We start from the raw sequence: 13,656 nt of genomic DNA, 5'->3' as shown, positions 1-13,656 counted from the left end.
GGGGCCGGACGGGCCCTACTCGTCGTCGAGGCCGCGTTCTATGGCGTAGCGGACGAGTTCCACGCGGTTGTGCAGCTGGAGCTTGCCGAGGGTGTTCTGGACGTGGTTCTGCACCGTGCGGTGGGAGATGACGAGCCGTTCGGCGATCTGCTTGTAGCTGAGGCCCTTGGCGACCAGACGCAGCACCTCGGTCTCCCGGTCGGTCAGCCGGGGCGCCTTGGTTCCGCCGCTCTCCGGGACGGGTGCCGGATCGGAGGCCAGTCGGCGGTACTCGCCGAGGACCAGCCCGGCCAGGCCCGGGGTGAACACCGGGTCGCCGGCCGCCGTACGGCGCACCGCGTCCTGGAGCTCCTGGGTCGAGGCCGACTTCAGCAGATAGCCGGTGGCGCCCGACTTCACCGCTTCCAGGACGTCGGCGTGCTCACCGCTCGCCGAGAGCACCAGCACACGCAGGGCGGGGTTCGCGGCGACGACCTCCTTGCAGACCTGGACACCGGGCTTGCCGGGCAGGTTCAGGTCGAGGACGAGGACGTCGGGGGTGGCGGCCCTGGCGCGGCGCACGGCCTGGTCGCCGTCACCGGCGGTGGCGACCACCTCGAAGCCGGACTCGGACAGGTCGCGGGCGACGGCGTCGCGCCACATGGGGTGGTCGTCGACCACCATCACCCTGACCGGGCCCCGGCCGGGTTCCCGTTCGGCTGCCGTGTCCGTCATCGCTGCTCCGCCTTCCCCCGCGGGTCGTCCGCTTCCCTCGTGTCCTTGGGCACCCTCAGCTCGACCTCCGTGCCCTGGCCCGGCACCGAGATCAGTTCCGCGCTGCCGCCGAGGTCGCGCAGCCGTCCGCGGATCGACAGGGCCACCCCGAGCCGTCCCTCGCCCTCGGCCTGGGCGAGTCGGCCCTCGGGGATGCCGGGCCCGTCGTCGCGGACGGTGACGATCACCTCGTCCGGTTCGTCCTCGACCAGGATCCAGGCCCGGGCGTCCGGCCCGGCGTGCTTGCGCACGTTGTCCAGGGCCGCCCCGACGGCGGCGGCGACCTCCCGCGCGGCGGCCGGCGCGAGCGGCACCGGCGCCCCGGGTTCGGCGAGGTTGACCAGGGCCCCGGCGTACGGGGCGAGCAGGGCACGCAGGTCGACGGGGCCGTCCCCGGTGTCGCTCTCCGGGCCGCCCCCGGCCGCACCGGCGGTGTCGCCCACGGCGCGTACGGCCCCTCCCCCGGCCGTGTCCCGCGGGGTCCTGGGTACGGGCACCGGGCCGCCGGAGACCAGGGTGCGCAGCGCCACCTCCTGCTCGCCGGCCATCCGGCCCAGTTCGGCCGCCTCGCCGCCGATCACCGCGCCGCGCCGCTGCACCATCGCGAGCACCTGGAGCACGCCGTCGTGGATGTCCCGCGCGAGCCGCTCCCGTTCCCTCGTCGCGGCCTCGATCTCCAGGGCGCGGGCGAGGGTGCGCTCGGAGGCGCGGGCGACCTCGACGACGTAGCCGATGGCGATGGCGGCGACCCAGACGAGGATCACGTTGTGCACGGTGTCGCGGGCGGGGCTGCCACGCTCGACCAGGTTGGCGACGGCGACCAGGGTGGAGGCGAGGGCCGCCCAGCGCCAGCCGCCCTTGATGGCGAAGGCGAGCACCGAGCCGGCGGTCCAGATCGAGGGCATGGTCGGGCCGCCCGCCTGGACCCGCTCGTGGGCGTCGGCGACGGGGGTGAGCAGGATGCCGACGAGTGCGACGGTCAGGTCGGCGGTGAGGAAGGGCTTGGTGCAGCGGGCGGCGTTCGCGATCCTGGGCAGGGTGGTCAGGGTCCACACGGCCAGCACGGCGAAGTAGGCCACGGCGAGCCAGGGGCGCTCGAACTCGTCGTGGGCGGTGGCGAACAGGCCGACCGCGTAGACCATGGCGAGGACCCGGTAGCCGGTGAGCGCGCGCCACAGCGGCTGCTCGACCGACATCCTCATGACTTCCCCGCCCCTGGGCATGTCCTCCCCCACTCCCGCCCCGGACCCGCTGACGGACTACCGGGGATCGGACCGCCGCTGCTCGGCGGCCTCGTCCCGCTGTGCCTTCTGCTCCGCCTTCTGCGCCTTCTCCGCTTCCTTGTCGGCCTTGGCCACGTCCGCGAGCTGCCGCTTCATGGCGGTCGCGTAGATGTCGACGTACTCCTGGCCGGAGAGCTGCATGATTTTGTACATGACCTCGTCGGTCACCGCGCGGAGCACGAAACGGTCGTGCTCCATACCGTGGTAGCGGCTGAAGTCCAGCGGCTTGCCTATGCGGATGCCCGGCCGGATCAGCTTCGGGACGACCTTCCCGGGCGGCTGGACCTTCTCCGTGTCGATCATGGCGACGGGTATCACGGGCGCGCCGGTGGCCAGCGCCACGCGCGCGAGACCGCCGGGCTTGCCCCGGTAGAGACGCCCGTCGGGCGAGCGGGTGCCCTCGGGGTAGATGCCGAACAGCTCACCGCGTTCGACGACCTCTATACCGCTCCTGATCGCCGCCTCGCCCGCGCCGCGCGCGCCCGAGCGGTCGACCGGGAGCTGACCCACACCTTTGAAGAAGGCGGCCGTGAGCCGGCCTTTGACACCCGGGCTGGTGAAGTACTCGGCCTTGGCGATGAAGGTGACCTTGCGGTCGAGCACGGCCGGCAGGAAGAAGGAGTCGGAGAACGACAGGTGGTTGCTGGCCAGAATGGCCGGCCCGTCGGCGGGTACGTTCTCCAGGCCGTCCACCCAGGGCCTGAAGGCGAGCTTCAGCGACCCTCCGATGGTGAACTTCATCGCGCCGTACAACAACCGAGTGCCTTCCTGTGCGTGTGGGTCAGACCATATCCCGGGGCACCGTCAATGGCTCCGACGGCCCTGGTCGGTGTCAGTGCGGTCGCGTACGGTGAAGGTCCTGCAACTCGTGTGCGGGCGCGCCCCATGACACCCGTGTCCTGACCGTCATGGCGTACAGCCCCTTTGTACGACTGCTGCACGACTCCTACGACTCCTACGACTTTCAGACCGGGAGGCCAAGGTGCCGCTCCTGACCGGAGCCGAGCCGTATCGCCATGAGGGCGGGGAGACCGCGGTCCTCCTCTGCCACGGCTTCACCGGTTCGCCGCAGTCGCTGCGCCCCTGGGCGGAGCATTTCGCCGAGCACGGCCTGACCGTCTCGCTGCCCCTGCTCCCCGGGCACGGCACCCGCTGGCAGGACCTGCGGGTGACCGGCTGGCAGGACTGGTACGCGGAGGTGGACCGCGAGTTGCGGCTGCTGCGGGACCGGTGCGCGCGGGTGTTCGTGGCCGGCCTGTCCATGGGCGGCGCGCTCGCCCTGCGGCTGGCCGCGCGGCACGGCGACGCGGTGAGCGGCGTCATGGTCGTCAACCCGGCGAACAAGGTGCACGGACTGACCGCGCACGCGCTCCCCGTGGTCCGCCACCTGATCCCGACGACGAAGGGGATCGCGAGCGACATCGCGGACCCGTCGGTCACGGAGCTCGGGTACGACCGGGTGCCGCTGCACGCGGCGCACTCCCTGCGCGCCTTCCTGCGTCTGCTCGACGGCGAACTGCCCCAGGTCACCCAGCCGCTGCTGCTGCTGCGCAGCCCGCAGGACCATGTGGTGCCGCCCGCGGACTCGGCCCGGATCCTCGGCCGGGTCTCCTCGCTCGACGTGACGGAGATCCTGCTGGAACAGAGCTACCACGTGGCGACGTTGGACCATGACGCGGAGCGGATCTTCCAGGAGAGCACCGCGTTCATCGGCCGGCTCGCACCCGGCTCCGTCGACGAGCCCGGTCTCGGCAAGGAAGGGACGACCACAGGTGGCTGAGCACGACTCGGACCGCGAGGACCGCGAAGGGCGTGAGGACCGGGAAGCGCACGAGGTCGGCCCGGGCCGTGACGGCCGGGGGCCGGAGGAGCAGGCCGTTCCCTTCGACGAGGACGCCGCGTGGGCGGCGATCGTCGCCGGGTACGGGGAGGAGCCGCCGGACCCGGCGGGCGCCAAGCCGTTCAAGTCGGTCGAGGATCTGGCGCTGCTGGAGTCCGAGACCAATGACGAGGGGTCGGCGCAGGCCGAGGCCCCGGCGAAGACCGGGGAGAAGCCGGCCAAGCCGCTGGGCGGTTCCGTCGCCTTCGCGCCGGGCGTGGGCCCGCGGGACTACAGCGTGTCCGAACCATCGGACGACGACTTCGACGACGGCGACGAGGGCCATTTCGTACCGCCGGAGCCGCCGCCGCTGCCCGAGTCCGACCTCACCTCCAAGGCCGCCTGGCTGGGAGTGCTGGGCGGCCCGGTACTGCTCCTGCTGGCGATACTGCTCGGCTGGGAGATGACCTGGTGGCTGACCACGCTCTGCATCGGCGGGTTCCTGGGCGGCTTCGCCACCCTGGTGATGCGGATGCGCACCGACGACGAGGACGACGATCCCGGCCGCGGCGCGGTGGTCTGAGAGCGGCCCCTCACCCGCACGGCCCACGCGGTCTACGCGACCGCCGGCACTCTGAGGGCGGCCAGCACCGGCAGGTGGTCGGTGGCCGCCCTCAGGTCGGCCTCGCTCACCCCGGGCTGGTCGAGCGGGACACCGCAGCCCAGGACCTCGACGCCCTCCGTGGCGAACAGGGCGTCGATGCGCTGATGCGGCTCGGTGGGCGTCGAGGTGTACTCACCGCCCCAGGGCGCGGCCGCCCAGCAGTCCGTGAGGGAGTCGCCCAGCCGCCGGAAGGTGCGGCCGTCCGGCCGCTCGTTGACGTCACCGCCCGCGACCGCGTGCTCCACGCCCATCCCGGCGAGCCGGTCCAGGAGCATGCCGCCCTGCGCGTACCGCTCGTCCTTCGCCAGCGACAGATGACAGCTCAGCACCCCGAGCCGGGCACCGCCGAACCGTACGACGACGGTGGCGAAGCCCCGCCGGTGCAGCCCCGGGGTGAGTGGCAGCAGCACGTCCTCGGTGCGCTCGACGGTCGCCCGCAGGGAGCACAGGACGGCGGGCCCGGCGGCCGTGGCACCTCCGGACAGGGTGACCAGTCCGGAGGCGGAGGCGAGCCGCGCCAGCTTCTTGCGCCACCGGAAGAACCGCGGCGCCTCCTGCACGAGCACCAGGTCGGGTGCGCACGCCCCGATCACCCGGGCCAGCGCGTCGGTGTCATCCCGCATCGAACGGATGTTGTAACTCAGCACCCGGACCACGGCCGAACCGTCCGGCTCGGTACGGGAGTCGGGCAGCAGCGGAGTCGTCGCCATACGGATCAAGATACGCCGACCCGCCCGACCGGGAGGGTCACACGGGCCGCGACCGACGCGTGCGGGTGGTCGAGCCGCTCGGCGCGCTGCTCCCGGGTGAGCAGGGCACGTTCCCGGAACGTCTTCAGGCCCGCCCCGAATGCCTTGGGACTGTCGGACGACTCGAGCGTGCTGCCGTTCGCCACGGCCGACGGCCCCCTTCTCGCGCTGGTGGCACGCCTTGCAGCCGTACGACGGCCCCGCTGCCCGAAGGCGTCGTCGGCCACACCGGAGTGAGGACCCGGCCGACGGCCGCTACGGCCCGCGCGCACGCCTGGTCCGCGTCGGCGACGGACCCGGTCAGCAGGCTCGGCAGGGCGGGCCGGTCCGCACCCCGCCGCGTTCCTCACCCCCGAACACCCGGGTGACGAAGTCGACGGTCGACAGCGACGGTGGGCGGAGAACAGGCCTGCGGCCGTCCTGCGCAGCCTGCGGCCGTCCTGCACAGCCTGCGGCCGTCCTGCGCGGCCCGCGCCGTCCTGTACGGAAGGCCGCAGGCACGTGCGGTGCGGAAACGGCGGCGCCCGCCGTCCCCGAGGGGACCGGGCGGGCGCCGCCGTGCGCGTGGGAAAGGGAGATCACATGATCGGGTCGGGCTGGCGGGCCAGGTCGGCTGCGCCCACCAGGCCGGCCTTGTTGCCGAGTTCGGCGGCGCGGACCTCGGCCACCGGGCGCCAGTTGCCGCCGACCAGCCAGCGCTTGTAGGACTTGCGGATCGGGTCGAGGACCAGCTCGCCCTCCTCGGAGAGACCGCCGCCGACGATGAACGCGGACGGGTCGAAGAGGGAGGCCAGGTCCGCGAGGCCCGCGCCGACCCAGCGGGCCAGCTCGCGGTAGGAGTCGACGGCCACCGGGTCGCCCTGGCGGGCGGCCATGGAGACGTGCTTGCCCTCGATGCCCTCGGGAGTGCCGTCCCCCAGGGAGAGCAGCGTCTCCGCGTTCTCGGGGGTCGCGTTGGCGCGCTGGGTGGCGTACCGGACGAGGGCGCGGCCGGAGGCGTACTGCTCCCAGCAGCCCTGCGAGCCGCAGCCGCACAGCAGGCCGTCCGGCACCATCCGGATGTGCCCGAACTCGGCGGCCACGCCGAAGTGGCCCCGGCGCAGCTTGTTGCCGATGATGACGCCGCCGCCCAGGCCGGTGCCGAGCGTGATGCAGATGACGTTGCGGTGGCCCTTGCCGGCGCCGAACTTGTACTCGCCCCAGGCCGCGGCGTTGGCGTCGTTCTCCACGACGACGGGAAGACCCGTGCGGGCCTCGACCTTCTCCTTGAGCGGCTCGTTGCGCCAGTAGATGTTGGGGGCGAAGTACACCGTCGAACGCTGGCGGTTGACGTATCCGGCCGCACCGATGCCCACGCCGACGATCTCGTGGCCCGCGCGTGCTCCCTCCACCGCGGAGGCGATGGCGTCCACGATGCCGTCGGGCGTGCCCGGGGTCGGCACCTTGTGGACCGAGAGGATGTTGCCGTCCTCGTCGACCACGCCGGCCGCGATCTTGGTGCCGCCGATGTCGACGCCGATGGTGAGTCCCATGAATCCCTCAGTTCCGGTCGAGCCCCGCTACCGCCCACGGTACCCGAGGCCCTGCCGCCGGGTTCCCGGCACCGGCGGGACCGCCCACCGGCTCGGAGCTCTCAGTCCAGGTCGATGTGCTCTTCGCCGGGACCCGGCTCGTCGCCCCGGTCCCGGCCCGGACCGCCCTCGCCCCGGGCCTCGTCGGGGTTCCAGGGACGGGTGCCCCGGGCCGTCCAGCGGCGTTCCTGGTCCTGGACCGCGGAGCGGTAGGCCGCGAGCAGCTCGTTGCCCGCGGCGGCGAGGTGGTCGAAGACGTCCGGGTTGCGTTCGACGACCGGTTCCACGGCCGCCTTGGCCTGCTGGACGACCTGGCGCACCATCTGCTGCGCGGTCGGCCCGGCGACCGCGTCGAACAGGGGGGACTGGAGGCCTCCGGTGAACTGGTCGAACTTCTCGGCGACCGCGTCGACGAGCTTGCGCAGTTCCTCGGCCGCCGAGCCGGGCGGCGGGCCGTACTGGGCGCGGCGGCGGGCCTTCTCCGCCTCGAGGTCCTCGGCGCAGGCCGTCGCCCAGGCGTCCGCGTCGGAGGCGGTGCGCGCCTCGCCCACGGCGCGTACGTCGTCCACGGGTTCGTCCCCGGCGGCGTCGGGTGGGGGGAGCTGATCGCTCATGACGGACTCCTGACTACGGTGGGCCCCTCCGACGTTACCCGAACGGCAGCACCGGCTTCACGGGGTGCGCGGCCACAGCCGCGGATCCGGCCGGAACCGGATGCGCAGCTCCCCCTCGCGCAGGGCCGCGCCGTCCACGGTGCAGCGGCGCAGCGCGGAGGGCAGCGGGACGGTCCGCCGGAACGGCCCGGCGGTGACGGCGAGTTCGTCGCCGCGCCGGATCAGGTCCAGTTCCTCGCGCCGGGCGCCGGGCAGGGGGATGTGCCAGACCAGTACGCCGTCGTCGGCGGTGGAGGACTCCCCGCCCGGGGGGAGCCGGGAGTGGGGAGAGCCGGTGACGGGCCACTCGACCCTGCCCCGCGTCCCCTCGGCGGCCGGCATGCCGGGGACGGCGAGCGCGGCGAGGTCGTCCGGGCCCCGCGGGTCGCGCCCCAGGTGGGCGACCGGGTGGACGTCGTACGTCTCGCGCCACTCGTCCAGGGCCTTGCGCTGCTGGGCGACCAGGCCGACGAGCCGGCCGTCCTCGACGTTCTCGGGCAGGAGGCGCCCGGCGACCAGCGCGTCGGTGCGCAGTCCGCGCAGGGCGAGGCCCAGACCCGCGGTGCGTACCGCGTCGGCGCCGGCCGGTCCGGGTTCGGCGACCAGCCGTACGGCGGTGTCCCGATCGGCGAGGACGGCCTCGACCGCGGCCAGTTCGGTGTCCCAGCGGGCGGCCGTCTCGTACAGCCACTCCGCGGGCATCGAGACCCCGGCGAGGCGGCCGAGTACCGGGCGCAGGGCGCGGGCGGCCTGGCGTTCCGGCGGGAGCAGGCGGCGCAGGCAGCGGCGGAGCTCCTCGGGGAGGGCGAGGAGGGCGAGGGCCTGCGGGGTGGGCGGGAGATCGACGACGAGCAGGTCGTACGCCTGCGACAGCGCCGCGTCCCGCAGGGCGCGCAGCACGGAGAGCTCCTCGGCGCCGGGCAGCGGGCCGAGGTCCTCGGGGTCGAGCCGGGACGCGCCGAGCAGGTCGAGCACCGTGGCGGCCCGGTCCTGCAGCGCGGCCAGGTCGGCGCGGAAGTCCGCACCGGCGTCGACCCGCCGGGCGGTGAGCCCCTGCTCGACCTCGACGGGCTCGGCGCCCACGGGTGTCCCCAGTACGGCGCCCAGCGTGTCCACCCGGTCGGTGCCCAGCACCAGGACGCGGGCGCCTCCGCGGGCGGCGGCGAGCGCGGTGGCCGCCGCGACGGTGGTACGTCCGTTGCCGCCGGGGCCCGTGATCAGGAGGGTACGCATGAGGGTGAACGGTACCCGGGCCCGTGCCCGACCGGTGCCGCTCCCTCCCGGCCGGTGCTACTCCGCGACCGGCTTCCCGCCGGACCCGGCGGCCGGCTCCTCGCCCGACTCCACCCGCTTCTTCAGCCCCGCCAGGGCCCGGTCGATGATGACCTTCTCGGCCTTGCGCTTGATCATGCCGAGCATCGGGATCTTGACGTCGACGGTGAGCCGGTAGGTGACCTCGGTGGTGCCCGCGCCGGTCGGCGTCAGGAGGTACGAGCCGTCCAGGGAGCGCAGCATCTGGGACTTCACCAGCGTCCAGGAGACCTCGTGCTCACCGGTCCAGGTGTACGCAAGGGTCTGGTCGTCCTTGATCGCGCCGGCGTCCATGACGAGGCGCACCTGCTCGGCCCGGCCCCGGTCGTCGGACGTGAGGACCTCGGCCTCCTTCACCTCGCCGGTCCAGTCCGGATAGCGGGCGAAGTCGGCGATCACCCCCATGACATCGGCCGGTGCCGCCTCGATCGTGATGCTCGAGCTGGTGTGTTCCGCCATCGCCGTGGCTCCTCCAGGTGCGGGCCGGTGGTTCGGATCGCCGTGCGCGGCCCCCGCGCACGCCCGTGCAGCGGAAGGCTATCGCGCACCCGGCGGACGCCACTCATCCGACCACGACTCGTCCGACCACGACTCGTCCGACCGCGACTCGTCGGACGTCCTCACCACTCGAGGGCCCAGGGCCGGCCGCCGGCCGCGAAGTGCCCCACGTTCACGCACTCGGTGGCCCCGACCCGCATGCGCCGGACCAGCGGCTGGTGCACATGCCCGAACAGCGCGTACCGCGGCCTGGTGCGGTGGATGGCGTCCAGCAGGGCCCGGCTGCCGCGCTCGAAGCGGCGCGCGACGGTGTCGTACACCAGCTCCGGGACCTCCGGCGGGATGTGCGTGCACAGCACGTCGACCTCGCCGACGGCCTCGATCTTCGCCGCGTACTCCTCGTCGCTGATCTCGTACGGCGTTCTCATGGGCGTACGCAGACCGCCGCCGACGAAGCCGAACACCCGGCCGCCGATCTCCACCCGTTCGCCGTCGAGGACGGTGGTGCCGGGGCCGGCGTACTCCTGCCACAGGGCCGGGATGTCGACATTGCCGTAGGTGGCGTACGTGGGTGCGGGGAAGGCGGCGAACAGCTCGGCGTACTGCTTGCGCACCGCCTTCTCGATCGCCCCGGCGCGGTCCGCGCCGATGCCCGCCCACAGCCGGGACTGGAACGCGCGCGCCTCCTCGAAGCGGCGGGCGGTGCGCAGTTCCACGATCCGGTCGGCGTTCTCCACACCGAACAGGTCGGGGAAGATGCCGCGGGAGTGGTCGGCGTAGTCGAGGAAGAGCACCAGGTCGCCCAGGCAGATCAGGGCGTCCGCGCCGTCGCCGGCGCGGGCCAGGTCACGGGCGTTGCCGTGCACGTCGCTGACCACATGGATGCGCGTGCGCCGGTCCCCGTCTGGTGTGGAGGCCATGGCGATCAAGGGTAGGCGTGTCCGTCCCGTGTGAACAGTGGTGTCCGGACCTGCGGTAACTGGCTCGGCGGGGAGGCAGTGGAATACTGTGCGCGGTGGAGCACCCAGCTGTGTGACGCAGCGAACATCTCACCGGGACCCCCTGTCGTAGCATCCATACCGGCGGGTAACGTCCGGGCAGTCCACTCGTGCTCGGGTTTTCAACAGCTGAATTCTCGAGCACCCCACCGAGCCTTGGACCACACCGCCGCCACAGCGCACCACGTCGTGACGCCGGCGCCCCAAGAGGAGCAGCAGTCTTGCGCGAGTTCAGCCTTCCGGCTTTGTACGAGGTCCCCGCAGACGGCAATCTGACCGACATCGTCCGCAGAAACGCCGCGCAGCACCCCGATGTCGCCGTCATCGCCCGCAAGGTCGGCGGCGCGTGGCAGGACGTGACGGCGACCGTCTTCCTCGGCGAGGTGCGGGCGGCTGCCAAGGGGCTCATCGCCTCCGGCGTCCGGCCCGGCGACCGGGTCGGGCTGATGTCCCGCACCCGCTACGAGTGGACCCTGCTGGACTTCGCGATCTGGAGCGCCGGCGCGGTCACCGTGCCGGTGTACGAGACCAGTTCGCCGGAGCAGGTGGCCTGGATCCTCAGCGACTCCGGCGCCACCGCCTGTGTGGTGGAGAGCGACGGCCACGCGGCCACGGTGGAGTCGCTGCGCGACCGGCTGCCCGCGCTGAAGCACGTGTGGCAGATCGAGGGCGGCGCGCTCGAGGAGCTGGGACGGCTCGGTCGGGACGTCACCGACGAGACGGTCGAGGAGCGCAGCTCCGTCGCCCGGGCCGACGACCCGGCGACCATCGTCTACACCTCCGGCACCACCGGCCGCCCCAAGGGCTGCGTGCTCACCCACCGCAGCTTCTTCGCCGAGTGCGGCAACATCGTGGAGCGGCTGCGCCCGCTGTTCCGCACCGGCGAGTGCTCGGTCCTGCTCTTCCTCCCGCTCGCGCACGTCTTCGGCCGGCTGGTGCAGATCGCGCCGATGATGGCGCCGATCAAGCTGGGCTGCGTCCCGGACATCAAACAGCTCACCGACGAACTGGCCGCGTTCCGGCCGACGTTGATCCTGGGCGTGCCGCGGGTCTTCGAGAAGGTCTACAACTCGGCGCGGGCCAAGGCGCAGGCCGACGGCAAAGGCCGGATCTTCGACCAGGCGGCGGACACCGCCATCGCGTACAGCAAGGCGCTGGACACGCCGTCGGGCCCGTCCCTCGGTCTGCGGATCAAGCACAAGGTCTTCGACCGGCTCGTGTACGGCAAGCTGCGCGCGGTGCTCGGCGGGCGCGGCGAGGCCGCCATCTCCGGCGGCGCGCCGCTGGGCGAGCGCCTCGGCCACTTCTTCCGCGGCATCGGCTTCACGGTGCTGGAGGGGTACGGGCTCACCGAGTCCTGCGCGGCCACCACGTTCAACCCCTGGGACCGGCCGAAGATCGGCACGGTCGGACAGCCGCTGCCCGGCTCGGTGGTCCGCATAGCCGACGACGGCGAGGTGCTGCTGCACGGCGAGCACCTGTTCAAGGAGTACTGGAACAATCCGGGCGCGACGGAGGAGGCGCTGGCCGACGGCTGGTTCCACACCGGCGACATCGGCACCCTCGACGAGGACGGGTACCTGAGCATCACCGGGCGCAAGAAGGAGATCCTCGTGACCGCGGGCGGCAAGAACGTGGCGCCGGCCGTGATCGAGGACCGTATCCGCGCGCACGCGCTGGTCGCGGAGTGCATGGTGGTCGGCGACGGGCGGCCGTTCGTGGGCGCGCTGGTCACCGTCGACGAGGAGTTCCTGGTCCGCTGGGCGGCGGAGCACGGCAAGCCGGTGGGGGCCACGGCGGCGTCGCTGAGCGAGGACCCCGATCTGATCGCCGCGATCCAGACGGCGATCGACGACGGGAACGCGGCGGTCTCCAAGGCGGAGTCGGTGCGGAAGTTCCGGGTGCTGCCCGCTCAGTTCACGGAGGAGTCGGGGCACTTGACTCCGTCGTTGAAGCTGAAGCGGAATGTGGTGGCGAAGGACTACGCGCACGAGATCGAGGCGATCTACGCCAAGTAGTCGGTGACGGGGCGCGGTTCGGAGTGCCGGTTGGTCGCCGTCGGCGAGTGCGGGTGCGGGTGCTCTGTGGCTGGTCGCGCCCGCGCGGCGGAGCCGCATGATGTCACAGCCCCGCGCCCCTGGGGAACTGCCCTACAGCAGCGCTTTCAAGCGTTCGGCCAGAAGGTCCCAGCGCCATTTCTCCTCGACCCAGGCCCGGCCCCGCTCGCCCATCCTGCGGCGGAGTTCGGGGTCGGCGAGGAGGGTGACGATGCGGTCGGCGGACTCGGCGGGGGTGTCGCCCCGGACGACCCAGCCGGTCTCGCCGTCGAGGACCGCGTCGGGGGCGCCGCCCGAGTCGCCGGCGACGACGGGCAGGCCGGTCGCGGAGGCCTCCAGGTAGACGATGCCGAGCCCCTCCACGTCCAGTCCGCCGCGCCGGGTGCGGCAGGGCATCGCGAAGACGTCCCCGGCACCGTAGTGGGCGGGCAGCTCGGACCAGGGCACGGCGCCGGTGAAGCGGACGGAGCCGGCCACCCCGGTGTCCTGGGCGAGCCGGCGCAGGTCCTTCTCGTAGGGCCCGCCGCCGACGATCAGCAGCACGGCGTCCGGCTCGGCGGCCAGGATCGCGGGCATCGCACGGATCAGCGTGTCCTGCCCCTTGCGCGGCACCAGCCGGGAGACGCAGACGACCACCGGGCGGTCGGTCAGGCCGAGCCGGGCCCGGACCTCGTCGCCGCCGGAGCCGGGGTGGAAGGTCTTCTCGTCGACCCCGGGCGGCAACTGCACCATCCGCGAGGCCGCGCCGGGCGTGAGCGCCCCCGCGATCCGCGAGCGCGTGTACTCGCCGAGGTAGGTGATCGTGTCCGTGGACTCGCCGATCCGGCGCAGCAGTTGCCGGGCGGCGGGGAGCTGGGCCCAGCCCGCCTCGTGGCCGTGGGTGGTGGCCACGATCCGCTCGGCGCCCGCCCGGCGCAGCGCCGGTGCCATCAGCCCGAGCGGCGCCGCCGCCCCGAACCACACCGAGGTGCAGCCGTGTTCGCGCAGCAGTCCGACGGCTTGCCAGGTGGCCTGCGGGGTCGGCAGCAGCATCGTCGTACGGGCGCGCACGACGGTGAAGGGCTGCTCGGCGTCGAAGGCGGCCGTCGCCTCGACGCCCTCCCGGGTGCGCTTCCAGGTGGAGGCGTGGACGACGAGGCGCTCGGGGTCGAGCCGCAGCGCCATGTTGTGCAGGAACGCCTGGATGCCGCCGGGCCGGGGCGGGAAGTCGTTGGTCACGATCAGGGTCTTGTGCATCGTCGCCGACCCTACCGAACCGCCGGGACCCGGCACCGAACCGGCCCGGGAGGGCCGGTCGGCT

Annotated in this window: 14 protein-coding genes; 3 read left to right on the top strand and 11 right to left on the bottom strand. The window is 73.1% G+C overall.

Annotated features, from left to right (window positions below; all coding sequences use genetic code 11):
* Nucleotides 1-15: 15 nt before the first annotated feature.
* Genes JL475_RS22530 through JL475_RS22520 form a run of 3 tightly spaced genes read right to left on the bottom strand, consistent with a single transcriptional unit; the run spans nt 16 to nt 2,777 of the window.
* Entirely contained in the window at nt 16-714 is a 699-nt protein-coding gene (locus tag JL475_RS22530) for a response regulator transcription factor (protein WP_202279631.1), read from the bottom strand.
* Nucleotides 711-1,976 (bottom strand): MacS family sensor histidine kinase, encoded by a 1,266-nt coding sequence (gene macS, locus JL475_RS22525; RefSeq protein ID WP_202279630.1) that lies wholly within the window; start codon nt 1,974-1,976, stop codon nt 711-713. The genes JL475_RS22530 and macS overlap by 4 nt, the downstream gene beginning before the upstream one ends.
* Before the next feature lie 36 nt (nt 1,977-2,012).
* Complete coding sequence (locus JL475_RS22520) at nt 2,013-2,777, bottom strand: 1-acyl-sn-glycerol-3-phosphate acyltransferase (protein ID WP_202279629.1); 765 nt, start codon at nt 2,775-2,777, stop codon at nt 2,013-2,015.
* Between the two features lie 241 nt (nt 2,778-3,018).
* Here JL475_RS22520 and JL475_RS22515 point away from each other — a divergent pair, with 241 nt between their 5' ends.
* Together JL475_RS22515 and JL475_RS22510 are read left to right on the top strand one after the other, a co-directional pair.
* Nucleotides 3,019-3,816: a carboxylesterase gene (locus tag JL475_RS22515; protein WP_202279628.1), complete on the top strand. Its 798-nt coding sequence runs from the start codon at nt 3,019-3,021 to the stop codon at nt 3,814-3,816.
* Nucleotides 3,809-4,438, top strand: a complete 630-nt coding sequence (locus JL475_RS22510) for a hypothetical protein (protein ID WP_202279627.1) — start codon at nt 3,809-3,811, stop codon at nt 4,436-4,438. The genes JL475_RS22515 and JL475_RS22510 overlap by 8 nt, the downstream gene beginning before the upstream one ends.
* Nucleotides 4,439-4,470: 32 nt before the next feature.
* Here JL475_RS22510 and JL475_RS22505 read toward each other — a convergent pair whose 3' ends face one another.
* The 7 genes from JL475_RS22505 to JL475_RS22475 all read right to left on the bottom strand — a co-directional run bounded on the left by JL475_RS22505 (nt 4,471) and on the right by JL475_RS22475 (nt 10,221).
* A complete protein-coding gene (locus tag JL475_RS22505) occupies nt 4,471-5,229 on the bottom strand; it encodes an endonuclease/exonuclease/phosphatase family protein (RefSeq protein ID WP_202279626.1) in 759 nt (252 codons plus the stop codon).
* A gap of 5 nt (nt 5,230-5,234) precedes the next feature.
* Entirely contained in the window at nt 5,235-5,414 is a 180-nt protein-coding gene (locus JL475_RS22500; protein ID WP_202279625.1) for a hypothetical protein, read from the bottom strand.
* Between the two features lie 432 nt (nt 5,415-5,846).
* Nucleotides 5,847-6,800, bottom strand: coding sequence for an ROK family glucokinase (locus tag JL475_RS22495; protein ID WP_202279624.1), 954 nt, complete (start codon nt 6,798-6,800; stop codon nt 5,847-5,849).
* 101 nt (nt 6,801-6,901) lie between these two features.
* Nucleotides 6,902-7,453: a DUF5304 domain-containing protein gene (locus JL475_RS22490; RefSeq protein ID WP_202279623.1), complete on the bottom strand. Its 552-nt coding sequence runs from the start codon at nt 7,451-7,453 to the stop codon at nt 6,902-6,904.
* A 57-nt stretch (nt 7,454-7,510) separates the two neighbouring features.
* Complete coding sequence (locus JL475_RS22485) at nt 7,511-8,725, bottom strand: ArsA family ATPase (protein ID WP_202279622.1); 1,215 nt, start codon at nt 8,723-8,725, stop codon at nt 7,511-7,513.
* 57 nt (nt 8,726-8,782) lie between these two features.
* Nucleotides 8,783-9,262, bottom strand: coding sequence for an SRPBCC family protein (locus JL475_RS22480; RefSeq protein ID WP_202279621.1), 480 nt, complete (start codon nt 9,260-9,262; stop codon nt 8,783-8,785).
* Nucleotides 9,263-9,423: 161 nt separating this feature from the next.
* Nucleotides 9,424-10,221 carry a metallophosphoesterase gene (locus JL475_RS22475; protein ID WP_237407942.1) on the bottom strand — a complete coding sequence of 266 codons (798 nt, stop codon included), beginning with the start codon at nt 10,219-10,221 and terminating at the stop codon, nt 9,424-9,426.
* A 299-nt stretch (nt 10,222-10,520) separates the two neighbouring features.
* Here JL475_RS22475 and JL475_RS22470 point away from each other — a divergent pair, with 299 nt between their 5' ends.
* The gene (locus tag JL475_RS22470) at nt 10,521-12,317 is read left to right on the top strand and encodes a long-chain fatty acid--CoA ligase (protein WP_202279620.1); all 1,797 of its coding nucleotides are present in this window, start codon (nt 10,521-10,523) and stop codon (nt 12,315-12,317) included.
* 132 nt (nt 12,318-12,449) lie between these two features.
* On the opposite strand, the gene JL475_RS22465 is transcribed toward JL475_RS22470, so the two are convergent.
* Nucleotides 12,450-13,592 (bottom strand): glycosyltransferase family 4 protein, encoded by a 1,143-nt coding sequence (locus JL475_RS22465; protein WP_202279619.1) that lies wholly within the window; start codon nt 13,590-13,592, stop codon nt 12,450-12,452.
* Nucleotides 13,593-13,656: the final 64 nt, after the last annotated feature.

The organism is Streptomyces sp. M2CJ-2 (genome assembly GCF_016757295.1).
Lineage (GTDB): Bacteria > Actinomycetota > Actinomycetes > Streptomycetales > Streptomycetaceae > Streptomyces.
The sequence above is the reverse complement of the archived record's forward strand: the minus strand, read 5'-3'. Positions and strand labels throughout refer to the sequence as shown.

Bases quoted from the DNA above. Each gene is read 5' to 3' on its own strand.
- JL475_RS22520 (WP_202279629.1), bottom strand. From the start codon at position 2,777: ATGAAGTTCACCATCGGAGGGTCGCTGAAGCTCGCCTTCAGGCCCTGG.
- JL475_RS22485 (WP_202279622.1), bottom strand. From the start codon at position 8,725: ATGCGTACCCTCCTGATCACGGGCCCCGGCGGCAACGGACGTACCACC.
- JL475_RS22505 (WP_202279626.1), bottom strand. From the start codon at position 5,229: ATGGCGACGACTCCGCTGCTGCCCGACTCCCGTACCGAGCCGGACGGT.
- JL475_RS22475 (WP_237407942.1), bottom strand. From the start codon at position 10,221: ATGGCCTCCACACCAGACGGGGACCGGCGCACGCGCATCCATGTGGTC.
- JL475_RS22465 (WP_202279619.1), bottom strand. From the start codon at position 13,592: ATGCACAAGACCCTGATCGTGACCAACGACTTCCCGCCCCGGCCCGGC.
- JL475_RS22480 (WP_202279621.1), bottom strand. From the start codon at position 9,262: ATGGCGGAACACACCAGCTCGAGCATCACGATCGAGGCGGCACCGGCC.
- JL475_RS22495 (WP_202279624.1), bottom strand. From the start codon at position 6,800: ATGGGACTCACCATCGGCGTCGACATCGGCGGCACCAAGATCGCGGCC.
- macS (WP_202279630.1), bottom strand. From the start codon at position 1,976: ATGCCCAGGGGCGGGGAAGTCATGAGGATGTCGGTCGAGCAGCCGCTG.
- JL475_RS22490 (WP_202279623.1), bottom strand. From the start codon at position 7,453: ATGAGCGATCAGCTCCCCCCACCCGACGCCGCCGGGGACGAACCCGTG.
- JL475_RS22530 (WP_202279631.1), bottom strand. From the start codon at position 714: ATGACGGACACGGCAGCCGAACGGGAACCCGGCCGGGGCCCGGTCAGG.